The organism is Rhizobium sp. BT04 (assembly GCF_030053135.1).
Lineage (GTDB): Bacteria > Pseudomonadota > Alphaproteobacteria > Rhizobiales > Rhizobiaceae > Rhizobium > Rhizobium binxianense.
Genome location: NZ_CP125652.1, coordinates 1325469 through 1340983, shown reverse-complemented (window position 1 = coordinate 1340983; position 15515 = coordinate 1325469). Strand labels below are relative to the sequence as shown.

The window sequence follows — 15515 nt, the reverse complement described above, 5'->3', positions numbered from 1 at the left end:
GCCGGTCGAGTTTAATCCCGGCCAGCGTTAGGTCAGCCCTTGCCCTGGCCGCCGTTGTCGCTCTTGTCCTGGCTACCATTGTCGCTCTTGCCCTGGCCGCCGTTGTCGCTCTTGCCCTGGCCGCCATTGTCGCTCTTGCCCTGGCCGCCATTGTCGCTCTTGCCCTGGCCGCCATTGTCGCTCTTGTCCTGGCTACCATTGTCGCTCTTGCCCTGGCCGCCGTTGTCGCTCTTGCCCTGGCCGCCGTTGTCGCTCTTGCCCTGGCCGCCATTGTCGCTCTTGCCCTGGCCGCCATTGTCGCTCTTGTCCTGGCCACCATTGTCGCTCTTGCCCTGGCCGCCGTTGTCGCTCTTGCCCTGGCCGCCATTGTCACTCTTGCCCTGGCCGCCATTGTCGCTCTTGCCCTGGCCGCCGTTGTCACTTTTGCCCTGGCCGCCATTGTCGCTTTTGCCCTGGCCGCCGTTGTCGCTTTTGCCCTGGCCGCCATTGTCGCTCTTGTCCTGGCCGCCGTTGTCGCTTTTGCCCTGGCCGCCGTTGTCGCTCTTGCCCTGGCCGTCGTTGTCACTCTTGCCCTGGCCGCCATTGTCGCTCTTGCCCTGGCCGTCATTGTCGCTCTTGCCGGGACCGCCGTTGTCGCCTTTGCCGTGGCCGTCGTTGTCACCCTTGCCCTTGCCACCCTTGCCGCCGCCGTGATCATCGCGGTCCTTGCCGCCGTGATCGTCCTTTCCGTGGTGGCCCTTGCCATCCTTGCCGTGGTCGTGGTCTTTTCCGCCCTTGCCGCCGCCGTGATCATCGCGGTCCTTGCCGCCGTGATCGTCCTTTCCGTGGTGGCCCTTGCCATCCTTGCCGTGGTCGCGGTCTTTTCCGCCCTTGCCGCCGCCGTGATCATCGCGATCCTTGCCGCCGTGGTCATCTTTTCCGTGGTGGCCATCCTTGCCGGGGTCTTGATCTTTTCCACCGGTGTCGTCGCCTTGATCTCCACCGGTGTCGTCGCCTTGATCAACGCCTTCGCCGTTGCCACCGCTATTGCCATCATTCCCATTGCTGGCGACCGAGCCGGTGTTGGATGTCTTCTTGCCGCCACCAACGTTTTGGCTGCCGTGATCGCTATCGTTCGGGCTGAACTTGCTATCGGCCTGAATTGCTCTGGTCGGCATGCACAGCCTGTATTCGAGTGTGCCGCGAACCGCGCTGTTGCAATTAACGACTGCCGGCGCGGCCGTTGCCAGACTGCTGCTTGCCAGAAGGGAAGCAACGGCAAGGCCGAATTTCGATGCTCTGCTGATCATTTCACTCATCTCCCAAGGTTAACCGAATGTTAATTGGGAGATCATTTATACTAACGATGAATTAATACGAAGAACAAAGAATGGTTAATCTGTTCAAATCATCTAATACAGTTAAGTTTACAAGTATAAAATTTTAATAAATTTTTATACTGACTGTGTTATTCTCTCGTTACGAACAGAGGGAATCGGCTATGAAGCGTCTCCTTTCTCTTGCTGCCTTTTTGGTGATTATTCCGCATTTTCAAGCAGTTGCCGGATCGTCTCTGCCTGTGACGCGAAGCATCGGAGCGCCGGTGGGATTTGCCGGGGCCTGCGCCAAGTACAAGTGGCTTTGCGGCAGGGTGGCGGTGCAACAGTTGGACGAGCAGGCTGCGATTGCGCTGCTTCAGAAGGTCAATCGTGCCGTAAACGGACGTATCGTTTCGGCAGAAGATCGCTCGTCTTCCGGAAACGGGGATGTCTGGTCTCTGCCGGTTGCCGGCCGTGGCGACTGCGAGGACTACGCCCTCCAGAAGATGAAGGACCTGATCGAGGCTGGTTATCCATCGAACAGGTTGGCGCTCTCCGTGGTCATCGGACCGCATGATCAAAACCACGTCGTTCTCGTTGCTCGGACGGACCGCGGCGATTATGTGCTCGATAATCTGACCGGCGCCGTGAAGCCCTGGCGCATGACTGGCTATACGTTTCTGGCCACCCAGGATTTCCAATCGCGAACGGGTTGGCGCGTGACGCTTGCTGGTCCCCGCGCAGGTGAGTTCTCCTGAAGTAAAACTATCGAGGCGGCGCGCTCGCTGCTGGCAAGTGCAGATCCCGGCGCTATTTTTGCCTGAGAGCCTAGCCAGGACGATCGTGTGACGAAAACCGAACTCGCGGAGATATATCGCGGCTACATCGCCTGCCTGAACAGGCAGGACTGGTCCAATCTCGGGCAGTTCGTCGGCGACGATGCTGTTCATAACAGCCGGCGGCTCGGGCTGTCGGGTTACGTCGCCATGCTCGAGCGGGACTTCGATGATATTCCAGACCTTTATTTCAAAGTGCTGATGCTGATCGCCGACCCGCCTTACGTGGCTTGCCGGTTGGGCTTCGATTGCACGCCGAAGGGAAAGTTCCTCGGCCTCGAGTTGAACGGCAGGCAGATTTCCTTCACTGAGAACGTCATCTACGAATTTCGCGGCGGCAAGATCGTCGAGGTATGGTCGGTCATCGACAAGGCGGCGATCGAAGTCCAGCTTCGTGGCGATCGGTAGCAGGTTGCGGTAAATTCGACGAAGAATTGTGTGCTCGACGGGTGGCTCGGCGAGTGTTTGGTGTAAGAATCGGAAACACTTTGTGACTAAGTGTCTCCAAAAGCTGCGTTTTTCGACTTGCTGCGCGCGACGACATGACGGATATTGTTTAGACGTTGAGGAAGCCGTCATGATCAGAATGATTGAAAACCCTGCCGAGCTGGCTGGCGAAGATATCACCGGCAAATATATTCTCCGGAAGCTGAACTATCATTGGTTCGCTTACGGCAAGGCAGCTATCGTGACCGCTTGCAAGGGAACGATCCTGCATCTCGAGCGGGAAGAGACGGTCCATTCCGAGCGTTGGGGCCGCCGCGCCTATACTGGCACCGGCAAACGTTATCCCGGCGGCATCTGTCCGATTTCGGCGGTCGCCTGCGTTTGCGATACGCCCGACGACGTCAATGCCGTCATCCAGCTGGATGTCGAAGCACAGGACGAATTCTATCAGCTGATCGCCAAGGCCGAAGCCAGGGTTCAGGCGCTTGCCGCTTCCTCACGAAACAGCCAGTTTCTCGAAGCCGCTGAGTAGGGCGGTTTCTTCAATGAAATCCGCCAGGTGCAGCGTCCTTCTGTGCGTCTAAAGACGCGGAGAGCTGTAATGGAACGGAGCGCGATCATGACGCAGCGAGACACTCGGCCCGGTCACGCATTCGCCGCGGCACCATCGCTCGGATCGCTCGCCATCACCATTGCGGTGATGTTTGTCGCGTTGTTCTGGCCAGCCGGCACGCTCGACTGGCCGCGCGGCTGGATCTTTCTCGGCCTGTTCCTTGTGCTGACTGTTGTCGCAGTCATCTGGATCTGGCGGACGAATCCGGAGCTTTTTGCGGCGCGCAGCCGATACCAGAAGGGTACCAAACCCTGGGACGCCGTGGTGGCGACGCTGACGATCATTCTCTTTGCCGCCATTCTTCCGGTCGGCGCATTCGACGACGGGCGTTTCCACTGGGCGCCGCAGCCCGATTGGGTCGTCCTCATCGGTTATCTCCTGATGACATCAGGTTATCTCGGCCTGACCTGGGCGCAATCGGTCAACCGGCATTTCGAGCCGACGGTGCGCATTCAGACCGAGCGCGACCACAAGGTGATCGACACCGGACCCTATGCCGTAATCCGCCATCCCGGATACGCAACCGCCATCGTGCTCAGCGCCGGCATGGCGCTGTCGCTTGGATCGCTCTACGCGCTGATCCCCGCCGGCCTGCTTGTCGTCGTCCTGTTCGGCCGCACACTCGGCGAGGAAGCCGAACTGCGCAAGGGCCTCGAAGGCTATGCGGACTATATGGCGCGTGTGCGCTGGCGCTGGATTCCGGGAGTCTGGTGAGTGGAGAGGGGGCTTCGCCACCCGCCCCGTCCTTCGAGGCTCCGGCCTTTGGCCTATGCGCCTCAGGATGAGGGCCAATCGGAGTGCCGTACGGCTGGGGGCTGATGGATGCGCTGTGTATCTGGCAAGCTGAGGCGTTCGCGACTGTCATCCGCGGCCCTCTCTCCAGCCTCATCCTGAGGCGCCCCGCAGGGGCCTCGAAGGACGGGGCTGGCCACCCGCCTCCGCGTTACCTGTGTTACCCGATCTGCCTGAGATCGCGCGCGAAACGTTGCCAGTTGGCGACGTAGTTTTCCGCTGAGCGGCGAATGCCCTCGACCGCCTTCTCATCCAGCACCCGCACGAGGCGGGCAGGCGCTCCGACGATCAGGGAATTATCAGGGAATTCCTTGCCTTCGGTCACCAGCGCATTGGCTCCAACGAGGCAGTTGTTGCCGATTTTCGCACCGTTCAGGATGGTGGCGCCCATGCCGATCAGCACGTTGTCGCCCAGCGTACAGCCGTGAAGGATGGCATGGTGGCCGATGGTGCAGCTTTTGCCTGTTGTCAGCGGGAAGCCCATGTCGGTATGGGCGATCACGCCTTCCTGGACGTTGGTGCCTTCGCCGATCGTGATCTTTTCATTGTCGCCGCGCAGCACGGCGCCGAACCAGATGCCGACATTCTCGCCGAGTTCGATCTGGCCGATGATGTTGGCATCCGGTGCGATCCAATAGAGGCCGGCGGCGGGCAGTTTCGGCGTTGATCCGCCGAGCGCATAGACGGGCATGGCTCTCTCCTCACACGACCTCGACTGATAGGGTGGCGATACCGTCGATGCCGCAATTGATGCGATCGCCCCGGGCGACGGCCCCGACGCCGGCGGGCGTGCCGGTCATGATGATATCGCCGGGCGTCAGGGTGAAAAGCTTCGACAGCTCGGCGATGATCTCCGGCACCTTCCAGATCATCTGGTTGAGATCCCCGTCCTGAACGCGTTTGCCGTTCTGTTCCAGCCAGATCCTTGCCTGCGTGGGGTGGCCGAGGCTGCTTGCCGGAACGATTGGCGACACAGGGGCCGAATGTTCGAAGGCCTTGCCGATTTCCCAGGGGCGGCCGAGCTTCTTGGCCTCGCCCTGCAAGTCACGACGGGTGAAATCGATGCCGACGGCATAGCCGTAAATGCAGTTGAGCGCGTCTGCAGCCTGAATGTCTGCGCCGCCGGATTTCAACGCCAGCACACATTCGACTTCGTAATGCACGTCTGATGACAGCGGCGGATAGGGAAAGGCGTTGCCTGCCGGCAGCAGGTTATCGGCATTCTTCTGGAAGAAGAATGGCGGCTCGCGGGTGGGATCATGACCCATCTCGATCGCGTGGTCGGCATAGTTGCGCCCGACGCAATAGACGCGGCGCACCGGAAAACGCTCGGCGCTGCCTTCGACCGGCAGCAGTACCGGTGCGGGACGCGGAATGACGGTGGCGGGATGGGGCATGGGCGGCTCTTCCTGTTTTTGAGTCTGGCGTTCATCTTAGACGGAAAACGGCGCGCCGGGGAAGCATCCCCGGCGTTCGGCTTCGGTGTCTTGACGGTGTCACGCTCGCAGGTTAGCGTTTGATATGAGCAGGATTTTTGCAGTTTCGACAAGGTCTACGACCACCGCGCCGCGGTGGGTGGTAGACGCGTGAACTGAATTCCGTTCATCGCTGTCAAGACCAACCCGCCGGAGACGAGCGGGTTTTTTGTTGCCGCCCGTGTCCCGCATTCGAGGACAAGATCGTGGACGATATCCCAAAACATATTCTCGCCGAGCGGGCGCTTGCCGCTGCCCGTCGCTGTGTCGCCAGCCGCTTTGCCGGCGCCGCTTTCGCTTTTGTGACCGGTTCCCTGATACGCGGTGAAGGAACCGCCTTTTCGGATATCGATCTGGTCGTCGTATTCCCGGCGCTGGAAAGAGCCTGGCGGGAATCGTTCACGGAGAAGGGGTTTCCCGTCGAGGCCTTCGTCCATGATCCGCAGACGCTGGCGCATTATCTCCATCGGGACGCCGATAGCGGTTATCCAATCATGGGCAATATGGTCGCGACGGGCAGCATATTGGGGCCGGATCTCGAACGAGCGCGCCTCATCCAGGCGAATGTGGCCGCCACGCTGGCAGCGGGCCCGAAACCGCTTGCCGGCCCGGCCTATGACGCGTTGCGCTATCAGGTCACCGACCTTGCCGACGATCTGCGTGGAACGCGCCCGCCCGAAGAGATCGCCGCGATCGCCGCGCTGCTCTATCAAAAGCTCGCCGATCTGATCCTGCTCGGGCGCGGCGCATGGACCGGCCGAGGCAAGTGGGCTCCCCGTCTGATGAGGGAGCTCGACGTGCAACTGGCAGCCGAATTCGACGTAGCGTTCAGGCTGGCGGCGGCGGGTGACGGCGCCCGATTTCTGGCTTTGGCCGATCGGGAGCTTGCCTCGCACGGCGGTCGCTATTTTGGAGGATACAGGCAGGATGCTCCGCTGGAAGCGCGCCGCCTGGAATAATCTGGTATCGATCACGTTGCCGAGTGAAAATTGGATGGAAGATGCTTGAGAACAAATTCAAGGATGTCCTGCAGTCCGCAGTGAGGCGCACCGCCCGATTGCACCTCAGACCTCCCGCGGAGGGGGATATCGATTTCCTGACGCGACTTTTTTCGCGGCCGGAATTGGTCGCACACCGACCGGTGCCCCGGCCTGATACGCCGGAGGAAAGCGCAGCGCGGCTTGCGCGCGACATTGCCCATTGGAAAGATCATGGCTTTGGGCGTTGGGCGGTCGAGTCAGACGATGCGTTGATAGGATTTGGCGGCGTGACTTTTTCCAAGGAATTCGATGGCCTCAATCTTTCCTATCATCTGCAACCTGAAAGCTGGGGGCAGGGCTATGCCACGGAATTGGTCAGAGAATGCGTGACATTTGCCTTCGATGATCTGCAGGCGGATCGTGTGATCGGATTGGTTCGCACCGCCAACGCCGCTTCGAGGCGCATTCTCGAAAAATGCGGCTTCGTCTTCGAGCGCGAGGTGATGCTGCACGGCGCGCCGACCAATATGTACGTCCTTGGCAAAACGAGCGACGTATAAACGAACATCGCCGGCAGTTGTCGTGCAAGACGAGAAGTCGTCAGCGGGCTTATAGACCGAGGGCAGGTGCGGGCTCTCGATACCGTGGTCCGACGCCAAGCCGAAAAGCCACGCCTAACCGAGAGCGCTTTGCTCCGCACAAATCCTGTCGATCAGCGCATCGAGTTCACCCCTCGGCGGCCGGCTTTTAGCCAGACGCTGTTTGAGGTGCATGATCGAGTCGGCCAGGATTTCATCCAGGCTCTCGGCGCAGGTGAAGTCGCCCGCCACGCGCTTGACCTTCGAATTGTCGAAAATGGCAGTCCAGGCCTTGTCGCCGAGGAGCGGGCCGACCCATTCCGGATTGTATTTGATCAGCGTGTCCGTCGGCACGTGGACGATTTTCGCCTCCACACCCAGCAATCTGGCGATCGCCTTGTGGATATCGTCCCAGATATGGGCGCGGTCGGAGGTGATGTGGAAAATCTCTTTCAGCGCCGCCTGCTTGCCGAAAAGGCCGACGAAGGGCACGGCGAAATCGACCGAGCGGGTCAGTGTCCAGGGCGTGTGGCCGTCGCCCGCCACGATGATGGGGTCGCCATCCAGCATGCGCCTCGCCATGATGTCGCTGTCGCCCATCATGATCGGCAGGCCGGTGCGAACGGTGTGGCTGGGGCGGACGATCGTCCAGGCGAGATTATCGGACGTCTTGAGCAGTTCCTCGCAGGCGATCTTGGCCTGGCTGTAGGGCCAGTGGGGATTGATCGCCGGCGTCTCCTCGGTGATCACGTAATGACGCGGCGGTTTTTCGTAGACCGAGGCCGAGGAGATGAAGATGTATTGGCCGCAATCGCCGGAGAAAACCTCGATGTCGTGCGCCACCTGATCCGGCGTGAAGGCGATGAACTGGCAGACGACATCATAATTGACCCTGGCGAGATCGGCATAGGCGCTCGATCCGAGCTCCCCGACGATCGAGGTCACTCCGTCAGGCAAGGCGGCGCTTTTCAAGCCGCGATTGAAGACGCTGACATGGTGACCCTCGGCAATGGCGCGTTCGACGCATGGATGGGAGATTTGGCCGGTGCCGCCAATGAAAAGAACTTTCAAAGCCATGGGAGTGACCTCGGGGTCTATGGGCGGGAACTGTGATCGCTCTTCATAGCGCGAAAGGAGGTGGTCGTCTCCCGCAAATCTCGTGCTGCCGAGAGTAGCGGTGCCTGGCCTCGGGCGGCAATCGTTTCAGATTGCCGCCATGCGACCGGGCAACGCCTATGCATGTGCCTTGCGAAAGGCTGCGACGACAAGCCAGATCGAGGACAGCAGGAAGTAGAATGCGCCGAACCCGGCATAGGGCACGATATCCAGGATCGTCGGCGCGGCGGCGCCAAACGATTGGCTGATCATGAAGCCGCCGGCAAGGGCCGATTGCGCGCCGCTCAGGATCATGACCCATTGTGCGCCGTTGGTCCGCCAGCGCCTTACGCCGGTATAGAGCTGCAACAGGCCCGAGAGGATCGCCCAAGCTCCGAACACGGCGAGGACGGCGTAGGTGCTATTGCTGATCGCGATGACAACGGCGAGCGCCGTGACCGTGCTGACGGCGACATTCAACGTTTGCGACGGGTTGGCCTGCAGGCCGCCATTGACCCTGGCGTCGATCAGATTGGCCAGCGCGTCCCACAAGGGATAGAGCACCAGCAGAAAGGCTACGGCGCGTGGCTGCCCGGCAAGAAGAATGGCGGCGGCAATCCAGATCATCGAGAAGGCGGCGCGGGTGAAATAATAGGATCGCAGCCAATTGGACTGGAGGGAAGAATGAGTTTGCATCGGAAGATTCCTTTAATGTTGCCTGCCTACTAGTAGGTAGATCAAACATCGGAGTCAACGCATCGCACGCACACCTTCTTGTGAAGGCAGCGATACCGCGACAGGCTTGACAGTCTGTCTACCAGAAGGTAGGCGATGGCATGAAATCAATGGCTTCAACTTCCGACAAAATCCTCGACATCGCGCAGTCGCTCATCGTGGCGGGAGGTTATAACGGCTTCAGCTATGCTGACATCTCGGCCGCGATCGGCATCAGGAAGGCGAGCATCCACCATCATTTTCCGACAAAGGCCGAGCTGGTCTCGGTCCTCGTGGATCGCTATCGGAAGCAGGCGGAGGCAGGTTTGCAGTCTCTGCGCGAGCAGGCCGCAAGCCCTGCCGATCAGCTGCAGTTCTACGTCAACTATTGGCACACATGCATTCGGGATGCCTCGCAGCCCTTCTGCGTCTGCGCGATGCTCGCCAGCGAAATGCAGATGCTACCGGAAGAGGTCGCTTCACGCGTCCGCGCCCATTTCCAGAGTCTTGCTGCATGGCTAAGCTCGGTGCTGCAGGCTGGAGTCGAGCAGGGGTTGTTTCGGTTGGACAAGCGGCCGGAGGAGCGGGCGCAAATGCTGATGGCCTCGGTTCATGGGGCGATGCTCTCGGCGAGGGCTTTCGGCGATCCCGGGCTGTTCATCGCAGTCGTTAAGCCTGAGATCGAGAGGCTGCGGGCAGTGGATCGATAGGGGAATTCTCTGGCCGATAGGAGCGTTGCGCAATCATAAGCTGACGCTCGTTGAGGCGTGACGTCCGCATCGTCACACACCCGGTATCCGGAAATGGATGGAGATGGCGGCTTGTCTCCTGTGGACAACGTCACTCCGTGCCATCGGCGGCCAGCGCATCCCGGACGATCGCGTAATAGCCGGAAAGTTCGGGAATATCGGCGGCCAGAGTGTCGAAGTCGGGGTCGGTTGGCGCAAGCGAACCGGCATATTTGGCGTCGATGAAGGCTTGGTGGGCGGCCAGCGCTGCGGCGTCGGCCCTGTGCACGACGGTGAAGACGGGCGAGGGGACAGTGCGGCCCTTGACGATGATGCGGTCGAGTTCGACGACGATGTAGGTCTCAGTGACCAGTCTGGCCGTCTCCTCGCCGAGCAGCAGTGCCACGCCGTAATTCTTCGAGGCGCCTTCGAGGCGGGAGGCGAGGTTGACGCTGTCGCCGAGGCAGGAATAGTCGAAACGACGGGTCGAGCCCATGTTGCCGACGATGCATTCGCCGGTGTTGATGCCGACGCCCATCTTCAAGACGTGCGGCTTGGCGCCGCGTGTCGCTGCCTCGCGCTCCAGCTGGCTGTTCAGCCTCGATATCGCCGCCTGCATGGCGAGCGAGGCGCGCACGGCATGGAGTGCATGGTCGGGATCGTCGAGCGGCGCGTTCCAGAAGGCCATGATGCAGTCGCCCATATATTTGTCGATCGTGCCGCCGTGATCCATCACCACGTCGGAGAGCGGCGTCAGCAGCCGGTTGATCAGGCCGGTCAGCTGCTCCGGATCGTCCTTCAGGGTTTCGGCGATGGTGGTGAAACCGCGAACATCGGAAAACAACACCGAGAGCGTGCGCCGCTCGCCGCCGAGCTTCAGCTGCGAAGGATCGTTCGACAGGCGCCGGACGAGATCCGGCGAGATATATTGGGCGAAGGCGCGGATGATCTGCCGCTTGTTGCGGCGTTCCTCGGCATAGTCGAAGGCGGCCTGGCCGAAGACGACAGAGATATAGGCGACAACAGGCCCGAGCGGCGACACGAAGACATGGGCAAGCCGGATGCCGGCAAAGCTGACGGCCGCAAAAGCGAGGAGAGCGGATGCGCTGGTGACGATCGTCAGCCAGCCCGTCGAACGCCAGACGGTGGCGGCGGCCAGCAGCACCGCTATCAGGATGCAGGCGGCAACCGTGGGCAGGCGGGCTTCGGCAATCGACAGGCCGCGGCGGATATTGTCGTAGATCGTCGCCTGGACCTCGACGCCGGAAACGAGCTTGCCGGTGTGAACCGTATAGGGGGTGGCGAAGGCGTCGACGCCGCCCTTGTCGATGGCTGGCGCATTCTGCAGGCTGAGGCCGACCAGCACGACGCGGTCCTTGAAATAATCCGGCGGCAGCAAATTCTCCGGGTCGAGCGCCTGGTAATAGGAAACCGTGGGATAGCTGCGGGCCGGGCCGAAGGATTGAATTAGCTGGCCGGCCGGCAAGGATGCGTGTGCTGCTCCCGACGCCTTCGCCAGCATGGCGGCAAAGCCGTCCTCATAGCCCGGAATGCGCCGGAAGATGCCGTCGCCGCTGAGATCGATCGAGGCGATGCCTGTCACGGCACCCGCTTCGGTCAACTGCGGCAGCGGTGTCGCGCGGATCAGTTGCGAGGCCTGCGGCGTCTCGATCAGCGTTTCGTCGCCGGCGAGCACGATATCGGGACCGACGGCTTGCGTGATCGCCGCGTCGTTGCCGGGGTTCGAGGGCTCGGCCATGATGATGTCGAGGCCGATGACGCGGGCGCCGGCGGCGCGCAGCCGGGTGACGAGTTCGGCGTGCAGGCTGCGCGGCCAGGGCCATTGCGCGTTGATATCGGCAAGCGAGGGCTCGTCGATCGCGACGATGACAGGCCCTCCCGCCGGCGGACGGGGATCGTCGAGGGTCGAGAGGTAGTCGAAACTTCTGAGCTCCAGCAGCGACCAGGCGGGCAGGCGCGACAGGAGCGAGATGGCGATCAGTGTGGTCAGGGATAGCACCAGCAGCCTGAGATGGCGGCTCGTGATCTGCCTGGCCTGCTTGTCCCGCACCCGCATCAGAAGCGGACTTTGAGCGTGCCCTTGAAGGCGCGGCCCCAGCCGGGCACGCCGGGCGTGATCTCGAAGTCCTCGTCGAGCAGGTTATAGGCGGCCGCTTCCAGCTCGATGCGCTTGTCGAACGGTTCCCAGACCAGGTGGGCGTCGAGGCTCCAATAGTCGTCGAGCTTGGTGCCAACCCGATCGCCGTCACGCTCGCCGATATAGTTGGCGGCAACCGTTGCCTTGACCTTGGCTTCGTTGACCCAGGTCAGCGCAATCTGCCCCGAATTTTGCGGTATGAAGGGAAGAGGGCCGCCATAGATCGGCTCAAGCGGATCCCTGTTTTCCGAATCCATATAGGCATAGGTGGCCGAAAGGCCGAAACCGTTGCCAAGCGCGACGTTGGCAGTGACGGCAGCGCGATCGATGCTGCCGCGCGAGATCGGCAGGCTGGTATCCGATGGAAGCGAGATCAGCGGTAGATCGATCGAGAAATCGTGCAGTTCCTGATGCTGGTACTCGACCGATGTGAAGAAGCGGTCGGTCCATTCGGCATCCCACTGCAGGGCGACCGTATCCGTATAGCCCTGCGGATTGGCGGAAAACTGGTTGGCCTGCAGCCCGAGTATGCCGATCGGCGCAAGGGTCGGCACGGTGGTATCAAAGCTTTGCCGCATAAAGGCGGCCCGTAGCCAGTGGCCTTGAACCGGCGTCCAGGCGAGGCCGAAGCGCGGCTCCAGCCGGCTGATATCGATGCCGTCGCCTTCCAGGCGTGTGGCAAACAAGGCGTATTCGCCCTTGAGGTCCGGCGTGATCTCATGCAGCACATCGACATAGGCGCGACCGATATTGACGGTGTTGCTCGTAGTGGTCGGACCTTCGTTTATTTCCGGGATGAGTGGGACGAGAGGAACGAGTTCATAAAGGCGGGAGGAGGTCGTCGTGCTGGTATCGATCCAGCCGCCTTCGATACCGTATCGCCATGTCAGCGGGCCGCTGCCGATGGAATGGTTGAGAGCACCGATGTAGGTTTTGGAGGTCGTGTTCTCGCCCGTATCCAGAACAGGAATGATGTCCGGGTCGGGCAGGGGTAAAACCGGAGCATCGTCGACCTGAAGAGAGATTGCCGTTCGCGACTTGATATCCGAATAGAAGAATGCGCCGTTCAATATGTTTTCATAGGCAAAGGTGTGGCTCCAGCCAATGCCGGCGTTGGTTATCTCGTTTTCAACATCGCGGCCGACAAATTCCGGCAATACCGTCGTCCTGATCGGAAAGCCTGCCAGATTGAACAGGTCCGTCAGTGTCGTGCCCTGCGTCTGCGCACTCAGTGTTCCATCGTTCTTGGCATGGTTGACGAAGGCTACCACGCGATCGTCAGGCGTGACGGTTGCCGTGAGATAGCCGTTGGCGCTCAGCAGCTTGTTGTCTGTCTGAACCCCGCCGAAATCCCGGTAGTCGCGATCAAGCGCCAGCTCTTCCCAGCCCAGATTGCCATAAAAGCTGATCGGGATGGTTTCGTTGGAATAGCCTTGGATATCGGCCTCGCCGATCCGCCTTGTATGGCCGTCGACGCTATTGATGCCGCCACCGAGCGAGCCTTCGATGAAGGGGACATCGAAGAGCGATGCCGAGCGGGAACGGCCGGAGAGCATGTGCGGAGAAATCAGCAAGCCCTGGATGAAGGATGAGTAGCTCGACGCGTTGCCGCGGTTCTGAATGATATTGTCGTCGCTGAAGTTCGTTGCGTTGACGAAAGGAAGGATGCTGCCCTTGATCGACTGATCGACATAACCGCTGCCTTTGAAAGGATCGAAAACCGCATCGCCATAATATCGGCCCCAGGCATCCAGACCTTGCAGCCGGAAGGCGTTGTTCAGTGTCGAGCCGGCGCTCGCATTGGCGCCGAGCCCACTATAATCACCGCCACGGGCGCGCGAGCGGCGCAGGAATTCCTGCGCATCGCGGATCGCGCCATCTGAATCGTAATCGTCGATATCGATCGCCGTACGGAAGGCCGAGATGACCGGATCGTCGTCGTCGAGACGGTTGGCGTTGTCGAGCGCCTGCTCGGATGGCAGCCGGTCGCCCTTTTCGTAATGGGCGGCGGCCAGCATGAACTGCGACTGCGAATGCGCGGGATTGGCGGTGCTGGCGGCGAGCAGGTCTTGCAGCGCCTTGTCGCGCTCTCCGGATTGCAGGTAGTAGCGGCCGCGGGCAAGCAGGGCGAGATCGAAGGAGGGATCGAGGGCGATCGCGGTGTCGATCTCGCGCTTGGCCTCCTTCATGCGCGCCTGATCGAGATAGAGGATTGCGAGGTTCGCGTGCAGCAGCGGGTCCTGCGGATCGAGCGCGATCGCCCTCTTGAAGGCCTTTTCCGCTTCGCCGTTGGCATCGCGAGAACTCTGCAGCAGGCCGAGCGAATTCAGCGTGCTCGACCCGCCGGGCGCGAGTTCGATCGCACGATTGAGGTCGGCGAGCGCGCCGTTGATGTCGCTCTCATAGTTTGCCTTGTAGCCTGCGCGGGCGGCGAGCGCCATCGGATGATCAGGGTCGAGCGCCAGTGAGCGTTCGATTGCTTCCTTCATCTGCTCACGGTCATCGACGAGCTCCGCCAGTTGGGCGCGCACGGCCGGCAGGGTCGGATCATCAGGATAGCGCTGTTCCGCTTTCTTTATGATCTCGAGCGCCACGCGCGGGTTCTCCAGGAAGCCCGCCGTATAGGCCTGCATGATTGCGCCATAGGGGCCGGTGGTGCTGGCCGGCGGTGGTTCGGCATGGGTGGGGTCGGCAAGCGAACGGGCAAAATAGCCGCCATATTGGGCCATGTTGCGGCGTGTCGGGTCGAGATGCGGCAGGGCCTTCTGGAAAAGCTTGGCGGCATCGCCATAGCGCTTTTCGGAGCCGGCGATGGTGGCGTCGATCAGATCGACGCGCGCCTGCTGGGCTGCCGTCAGCTTGCGGCCGCGGATGTTCTCAAGCGTTGCGGCAGCGGCCTGGCGTCCATCGAAGGCGCTCTGCACTTCGGCCAGTTCCAGCCAGTCTTCGGTGGTGCGGCGCTCCGGCGGCAGCGCCAGCAGGCGGCGGCGCTCCGTCGCCATGCGGTCGGCACGCAGCGGCGAAGTCGGCATCAGATCGAAGCCGTCGCGCAGATCCAGATAGAAGAGCATCTGCTCGCGGTCGTCAGGATTGACGCTGATGATCTTGTGCGGTGCCTGGCCGATCGTGGCGACCGCCCCTTCGCCCTCGTTCACATCGACGCTGCCCTGCGGGTTGCTAAGCGCCACGCGGCCTTCGAGCACGATCATCGAGGTCTTGGCGCCTTCGACGGTCATGGTCCAGTCCGTGCCGCGGATAGCGGCGGCGGCGGCCGGTGTTTCCACCGTCAGGCCCTGGCCGCCGCGCTCGGCGCGTGCCCAGATGGTGCCGGACTGGAGGTTGAGCACAGTGTCACCGCTCGCGGCCATCTTCTTGACCTGCAGCGAGGAATTGCGGCCGAGGCGGACCTGCGTGTGGTCGGAAAAGACGATGGCGAGCTGGCCGTTGGCATTGGTGCGCAGCACATCGCCGGTCAGGAGATCCTGATTGATGTCGACGATGCGCCAGTTCGACACGTCGATGAAGCGGACCTCCTCGCCGGTCTTGCGGGCGATGACGGATCCGGCGACCGGGGTTGCGCGCTGCACGGGATCGGCCATTGCCGGCGACCCGAAAGCAGGCAGAGCAAGCGCCAACGCTACCCCTGCGTGAAAGATGTGTTTGGAATGCCCCCGCATGACCTCAACCCCATACCCCACTCCCCTTTGTCCGTGTAGAAAAGAAAAGTCAAGCGCGCTGCACACGTGTTCTTGCTTTCCTATCCAAGTGTAATATCAGGGAAACACTTGAGGGTGGAGTAAT

14 protein-coding genes are annotated in these 15515 nt (G+C 61.3%); 7 read left to right on the top strand and 7 right to left on the bottom strand.

The features are described from left to right. Positions 1-32: 32 nt before the first annotated feature. Entirely contained in the window at positions 33-1289 is a 1257-nt protein-coding gene (locus tag QMO82_RS15140; protein WP_183606775.1) for a hypothetical protein, read from the bottom strand. A 191-nt stretch (positions 1290-1480) separates the two neighbouring features. Between QMO82_RS15140 and QMO82_RS15135 the strand changes: the two genes are divergently transcribed. From QMO82_RS15135 to QMO82_RS15120, 4 genes are all read left to right on the top strand, one after another. Beyond that, a complete protein-coding gene (locus QMO82_RS15135; RefSeq protein ID WP_183606776.1) occupies positions 1481-2056 on the top strand; it encodes a transglutaminase-like cysteine peptidase in 576 nt (191 codons plus the stop codon). 87 nt (positions 2057-2143) lie between these two features. Further along, on the top strand, positions 2144-2542 hold the full coding sequence (locus QMO82_RS15130) for an ester cyclase (protein ID WP_183606777.1): 399 nt from the start codon (positions 2144-2146) through the stop codon (positions 2540-2542). Between the two features lie 169 nt (positions 2543-2711). After that, positions 2712-3113, top strand: a complete 402-nt coding sequence (locus QMO82_RS15125) for a hypothetical protein (protein WP_183606778.1) — start codon at positions 2712-2714, stop codon at positions 3111-3113. A gap of 87 nt (positions 3114-3200) precedes the next feature. After that, a complete protein-coding gene (locus tag QMO82_RS15120) occupies positions 3201-3908 on the top strand; it encodes an isoprenylcysteine carboxylmethyltransferase family protein (RefSeq protein ID WP_183606779.1) in 708 nt (235 codons plus the stop codon). 238 nt (positions 3909-4146) lie between these two features. Here QMO82_RS15120 and QMO82_RS15115 read toward each other — a convergent pair whose 3' ends face one another. Further along, positions 4147-4677 carry a gamma carbonic anhydrase family protein gene (locus QMO82_RS15115; RefSeq protein WP_183606780.1) on the bottom strand — a complete coding sequence of 177 codons (531 nt, stop codon included), beginning with the start codon at positions 4675-4677 and terminating at the stop codon, positions 4147-4149. Between the two features lie 10 nt (positions 4678-4687). Continuing rightward, positions 4688-5383: a fumarylacetoacetate hydrolase family protein gene (locus QMO82_RS15110; RefSeq protein ID WP_183606781.1), complete on the bottom strand. Its 696-nt coding sequence runs from the start codon at positions 5381-5383 to the stop codon at positions 4688-4690. Positions 5384-5667: 284 nt separating this feature from the next. On the opposite strand from QMO82_RS15110, the gene QMO82_RS15105 reads away from it, so the two are divergent. Next, on the top strand, positions 5668-6420 hold the full coding sequence (locus QMO82_RS15105; protein WP_183606782.1) for a nucleotidyltransferase domain-containing protein: 753 nt from the start codon (positions 5668-5670) through the stop codon (positions 6418-6420). A 41-nt stretch (positions 6421-6461) separates the two neighbouring features. Further along, positions 6462-7001, top strand: coding sequence for a GNAT family N-acetyltransferase (locus tag QMO82_RS15100; RefSeq protein ID WP_183606783.1), 540 nt, complete (start codon positions 6462-6464; stop codon positions 6999-7001). A 114-nt stretch (positions 7002-7115) separates the two neighbouring features. Here QMO82_RS15100 and QMO82_RS15095 read toward each other — a convergent pair whose 3' ends face one another. Both QMO82_RS15095 and QMO82_RS15090 read right to left on the bottom strand, forming a co-directional pair. Continuing rightward, on the bottom strand, positions 7116-8096 hold the full coding sequence (locus QMO82_RS15095; RefSeq protein WP_183606784.1) for an SDR family oxidoreductase: 981 nt from the start codon (positions 8094-8096) through the stop codon (positions 7116-7118). A 156-nt stretch (positions 8097-8252) separates the two neighbouring features. Then, positions 8253-8810 (bottom strand): DUF308 domain-containing protein, encoded by a 558-nt coding sequence (locus QMO82_RS15090; RefSeq protein WP_183606785.1) that lies wholly within the window; start codon positions 8808-8810, stop codon positions 8253-8255. Between the two features lie 140 nt (positions 8811-8950). Here QMO82_RS15090 and QMO82_RS15085 point away from each other — a divergent pair, with 140 nt between their 5' ends. Then, positions 8951-9538, top strand: coding sequence for a TetR/AcrR family transcriptional regulator (locus tag QMO82_RS15085; RefSeq protein ID WP_183606786.1), 588 nt, complete (start codon positions 8951-8953; stop codon positions 9536-9538). A 130-nt stretch (positions 9539-9668) separates the two neighbouring features. On the opposite strand, the gene QMO82_RS15080 is transcribed toward QMO82_RS15085, so the two are convergent. Next, positions 9669-11633, bottom strand: coding sequence for a CHASE2 domain-containing protein (locus QMO82_RS15080; RefSeq protein ID WP_183606787.1), 1965 nt, complete (start codon positions 11631-11633; stop codon positions 9669-9671). Then, positions 11633-15391, bottom strand: coding sequence for a FecR domain-containing protein (locus tag QMO82_RS15075; RefSeq protein WP_183606788.1), 3759 nt, complete (start codon positions 15389-15391; stop codon positions 11633-11635). The genes QMO82_RS15080 and QMO82_RS15075 overlap by 1 nt, the downstream gene beginning before the upstream one ends. Positions 15392-15515: the final 124 nt, after the last annotated feature.

Bases quoted from the DNA above. Each gene is read 5' to 3' on its own strand.
- QMO82_RS15140 (WP_183606775.1), bottom strand. From the start codon at position 1,289: ATGATCAGCAGAGCATCGAAATTCGGCCTTGCCGTTGCTTCCCTTCTG.
- QMO82_RS15135 (WP_183606776.1), top strand. From the start codon at position 1,481: ATGAAGCGTCTCCTTTCTCTTGCTGCCTTTTTGGTGATTATTCCGCAT.
- QMO82_RS15125 (WP_183606778.1), top strand. From the start codon at position 2,712: ATGATCAGAATGATTGAAAACCCTGCCGAGCTGGCTGGCGAAGATATC.
- QMO82_RS15120 (WP_183606779.1), top strand. From the start codon at position 3,201: ATGACGCAGCGAGACACTCGGCCCGGTCACGCATTCGCCGCGGCACCA.
- QMO82_RS15115 (WP_183606780.1), bottom strand. From the start codon at position 4,677: ATGCCCGTCTATGCGCTCGGCGGATCAACGCCGAAACTGCCCGCCGCC.
- QMO82_RS15110 (WP_183606781.1), bottom strand. From the start codon at position 5,383: ATGCCCCATCCCGCCACCGTCATTCCGCGTCCCGCACCGGTACTGCTG.
- QMO82_RS15100 (WP_183606783.1), top strand. From the start codon at position 6,462: ATGCTTGAGAACAAATTCAAGGATGTCCTGCAGTCCGCAGTGAGGCGC.
- QMO82_RS15095 (WP_183606784.1), bottom strand. From the start codon at position 8,096: ATGGCTTTGAAAGTTCTTTTCATTGGCGGCACCGGCCAAATCTCCCAT.
- QMO82_RS15090 (WP_183606785.1), bottom strand. From the start codon at position 8,810: ATGCAAACTCATTCTTCCCTCCAGTCCAATTGGCTGCGATCCTATTAT.
- QMO82_RS15085 (WP_183606786.1), top strand. From the start codon at position 8,951: ATGAAATCAATGGCTTCAACTTCCGACAAAATCCTCGACATCGCGCAG.
- QMO82_RS15080 (WP_183606787.1), bottom strand. From the start codon at position 11,633: ATGCGGGTGCGGGACAAGCAGGCCAGGCAGATCACGAGCCGCCATCTC.
- QMO82_RS15075 (WP_183606788.1), bottom strand. From the start codon at position 15,391: ATGCGGGGGCATTCCAAACACATCTTTCACGCAGGGGTAGCGTTGGCG.